Origin of the sequence: Dietzia sp. CW19, assembly GCF_014145265.1 — a bacterium.
GTDB lineage: Bacteria > Actinomycetota > Actinomycetes > Mycobacteriales > Mycobacteriaceae > Dietzia > Dietzia natronolimnaea.
Map to the genome: position 1 here is coordinate 1 of NZ_JAALEE010000236.1, position 4,153 is coordinate 4,153.

Genomic DNA, 4,153 nt, shown 5'->3' on the forward strand with positions numbered 1-4,153 from the left:
GCCGCCGCCACGCTCGCCCGCCGGCTGGCCCGCGGCCCCCGCCGCGCCCTGGAACTCACCAAGAAGTCGGTCACCGGGGCCACACTCGCCGAGCTGGACGCCGTGCTGGCCCGCGAGCACGAGGGACAGTGCGAGCTCCTGGTGTCCGACGACTTCGCCGAAGGGGTCGCCTCGATCCTCGAGAAGAGACGCCCCGACTTCTCCTGACCCGGTCCTCCACCCTCACCGCCCACGAAAGGCCGAATCATGACCACCGCCACCATGGACCCCGTCGCGGAACTCCACGCCGCCCGTCGCAACCACTGGAACACGTGGGTGGCCACCCACGCCGAGATGAACCCCGACGGCGAGGCGCTGCGCTACCTCGGCCAGACCACCACCTGGTCGCAACTACACGAGCGCAGCGGCCTCTTCGCCGACGCGCTGGCCCGTCGTGGGGTCGCCAGGGGTGATCGGGTCATGCTGATCACCCTCAACAACCCGGAGTTCGTCGAGGCGGTGCTCGGCATCAACGAGTTGGGAGCCATCGCGGTGCCGGTGAACTTCCGCCTCACCCCGGCCGAACTGGCCTACCTGGTGAGCGACTGCGCGCCGAAGGTCGTCGTCACCGACGCCCTGCTCGCCCCGCTCGTCGGGGCGATCCGTGCCCAGGGTGAGGAGCCGGGAGACCACATCGTCATCGGGGGCGAGTCCGGAACGGAGGACCAGACCACCTTCGCCGACGCGCTGGCCGAGGAGGGCGAACCGCATCCGCCGGTCGACGTCCCGGAGGACTCCACCGCCCTCATCATGTACACCTCGGGCACCACGGGTCGGCCCAAGGGCGCGATGCTCTCCTACGAGAACCTCACCGCCCAGTCCCTGACCTGTATCCGGGTGTTCCGGCTCTTCGACGAGGAGGGGCGCGCACTGTGCGCGGCCCCGATGTTCCACATCGCGGCGCTCGGTTCGATCGCCCCGAGTCTCCAGCTCGGCGGCGTCACGGTGGTCCACCCCCTGCAGGCCTTCGACCCGTCCGCCCTGCTCGACACCCTCGAGGCGGAGCGGATCACCAGCGTCTTCCTCGTGCCGGTGCAGTGGCAGGCCGTCTGCGCCGAGCAGAAGGCCCGCCCGCGGACGCTGGTGCTGCGCAACATCTCGTGGGGTGCGGCCCCGTCCACGGACACGATCCTGCGCGCCATGTCCGAGACGTTCCCGGACGCCCTCAACTGCGCGGTGTTCGGCCAGACCGAGATGAGCCCCATCACCTGTGCGCTCGACGGTGACGACGCGATCCGCAAACTCGGGTCGGTCGGCAAGGTCATCCCCACCCTGCAGGCCCGTGTGATCGACGCGTTCGGGGAGCCGGTCGGTCCCGGCGAGGTGGGCGAGATCGTCTACCGCGGACCCACCACGATGTCCGGCTACTGGAACAAGCCCGCCGAGACCGCGGAGGCCTTCGAGGGTGGCTGGTTCCACTCCGGTGACCTGGTCCGGATGGACGACGAGGGCTTCGTCTACGTCGTGGACCGCAAGAAGGACATGATCATCTCCGGCGGCGAGAACATCTACTGCGCCGAGGTCGAGAACGTCATCGCCGGCCATCCGCGGATCCGTGAGGTCGCGGTGATCGGCCGCAGGGACGAGAAGTGGGGCGAGGTGCCCGTCGCGGTGGTCGCCCAGCACGAGGAGGAGGGCCGCGCGGACCTCACCCTCGACGAGCTGACCGGGTGGCTACGCGACAAACTGGCCGGCTTCAAGCTGCCCAAGCACCTCGTGCACGTGGAGGAGCTGCCGCGCAACGCCAGCGGCAAGGTGGTCAAGGGCGCGCTCCGCTCGGAGCACGGCTCCACGGGTGTCTGACCCGGCGGCCGAGTCGACGTCGGAACCCGGATACCACTGACATGGTCTTCCAACTCCCCGCGGGCCGAGGCCCGGTGGTCGATCTGGCGGGACAGGTCGGATCGCTGGTCGGCTACTCGGTGTTCACCCTGCTGAGCTGCGTGCGCACGGTCGCCACGGGGCGGCTCTCGCTCCCCGAGACCCGCGACCAGGCCCTGTTCGTCGCGCGGGTGTGCTCGGTGCCGGCGTTGCTATTGATGCTGCCGGTCGGCGTGCTCGTCGCCGTGTCGGTGGGGGAGTTGGCGGGCCGGTTGGGGGCGGCCGGCTACGCGGGCGCCGTGGTGGCCTTCGTCGTGGTGGGGCAGGCGTCGGCGCTGGTCTGCGCGCTCATGCTGGCCGGGGTGGGCGGCTCGGCCATCTGCGCGGACCTGGGCTCGCGGACCATCCGAGAGGAGGTCGAGGCCATGGAGGTCATGGGGCTCGACGTGATCGAGCGACTCGTGGTGCCCCGCGTCATCGCCACCGTGCTGGTCTCCCTGGTGATGTGCGCCCTGGTCACCGCGATGGGGGTGACCGCGTGCCTCATCTATCAGGTGTACGGCCAGGGGGAGTCGGCCGGGGCGTTCCTGTCCACGCTCAGCGCATACGGCCGCCCGTCCGACCTGTGGATGGCGATGGCCAAGTCGGTCGCGTTCGCGGTGGTCTCCGCCCTGATCGCGACGTTCAAGGGACTGCACGCCCGCGGCGGGTCGAGCGGGGTCGCGGACGCGGTCAACGAGACGGTGGTCCTGGCCTTCGTCACCGTGTTCGTGATCAACACCGTCCTGTCGGCGGTCTACGGGCTCGTCGTGCCGTCGGTCGGGAAGTACTGACATGGCTTCGCTCCGGGTGACCGACACCAGCGCCGTGCAGAAGCTCCGGTCGTCCCGGCCCGCCGCGGGCTTGGCACGGGCCTCGTCGGGGATGGCGGAGGTCGGCCGCCACGTGAGCTTCGCGGGCCGGGTCATCCTCACGCTGCCCACCGCGCTGGTGCGGTACCGAAAGCAGGTCGTCAAAGAGGTCGTCGACGTGGGCTTCGGCTCCAACTCGCTGATCGCGGGCGGCGGCACCATCGGGATCGTCCTGGCCATGTCCGCGGTCGCGGCGATCATGGTGGGCGTCGAGACCTACCGCGGGCTCGACCTGATCGGCATGACGAGCCTGTCCGGGATGCTCTCGGCGATGGCCAACACGCGCGAACTCGCGCCCGTCGTGGCCTCCATCGCCCTGGCCGCCAAGGTGGGCACCGGCTTCACCGCCCGGCTGGGCTCGATGCGGATCTCGGACGAGATCGACGCCCTCGACGCGATGTCCGTGCCGACGATCCCCTACCTGGCCGGGACCCGGGTCATCGCCACGATGATCTGCATCGTGCCGCTGTACGCCGTCGGACTGGTGGCGACGTACATCGCCACACGGGTGGTGGTGGTGCACGTCAACGGCGGCTCGGCGGGTACCTACGACTACTTCTTCCACATCACCCTGGGACCCGAGGACGTCCTCTACTCGCTGATCAAAGCGGTGGTGTTCGCCCTGGTGATCGTGCTCGTGCACTGCAGCTACGGGTACCACGCGACGGGCGGCCCCGAGGGCGTCGGGCGGGCCGCGGGCCGTGCGCTGCGGACCAGCATCCTCCTCATCGGGTTCATCGACATCGTGCTCACCTTCGCCCTGTGGGGCCTGGTGCCCGAGGTCCCGGCGTTGGGGATCACGTGAGGCGGCGTGTGGCGGGACCGACGCCCGAGCGGACGCTGGCGGTCCGCGGGCTGGTCGCGAGTGTCGTGGCCGTGGTGCTGGCGGGGTTCCTCGTCGCCCGGGGCGCGGGCGTCCTCGACCCGGGGGCGACGGTGACGGCGGTGCTGCCCTCGGAGGCGGGCCGGGTCCCGGTCCACGCCCCCGTCCATCACCTCGGGGTGAAGGTGGGTGACGTGCGGTCGTCCATCGGTGTCGTGTCAGGTGACAGTTCGGGCGACGACGACGAACCGGGCACGAGGATAGAGATGCTGATCGCCCCGGAGCACGCGGAGCGCATCCCCTCCGACGTCGTCGTCCGTGCGGTCCCGCGGACACTGTTCGGGGACGTGCGCCTGGACCTGGTGACCCCGGGCGAGCCGGGGACGACGCGCCCCGCCGGAGGGCTCGACAGCGGAGACGTCCTGGCCGCCGACCGTTCCGAGGAGGCCGTGCTCCTCTACGACGTGTTCACCCGCGCGAGCGACCTGCTGGTCTCCATCGAACCCGACCGTCTGCAGGTCACGCTCACCGCACTCGATCGGGCCCTCGACGGCCGGGG

The 4,153-nt window shown here is 70.6% G+C and carries 4 protein-coding genes and 1 pseudogene; all 5 read left to right on the top strand.

Going from position 1 to position 4,153, the window contains the following annotated elements; translation table 11 throughout:
• Positions 1-207, top strand: a pseudogene (locus tag G6021_RS07785) (enoyl-CoA hydratase); the annotation flags it as partial.
• A gap of 39 nt (positions 208-246) precedes the next feature.
• Positions 247-1,842, top strand: coding sequence for a fatty-acid--CoA ligase FadD5 (gene fadD5 / locus G6021_RS07790; RefSeq protein WP_182641005.1), 1,596 nt, complete (start codon positions 247-249; stop codon positions 1,840-1,842).
• 41 nt (positions 1,843-1,883) lie between these two features.
• A complete protein-coding gene (locus G6021_RS07795; RefSeq protein ID WP_182641006.1) occupies positions 1,884-2,693 on the top strand; it encodes an ABC transporter permease in 810 nt (269 codons plus the stop codon).
• Between the two features lie 91 nt (positions 2,694-2,784).
• Positions 2,785-3,576 carry an ABC transporter permease gene (locus tag G6021_RS07800; RefSeq protein WP_241734227.1) on the top strand — a complete coding sequence of 264 codons (792 nt, stop codon included), beginning with the start codon at positions 2,785-2,787 and terminating at the stop codon, positions 3,574-3,576.
• Positions 3,577-3,584: 8 nt separating this feature from the next.
• The coding region (locus G6021_RS07805; protein ID WP_347238931.1) for an MlaD family protein at positions 3,585-4,153 on the top strand (569 nt) is incomplete at its 3' end.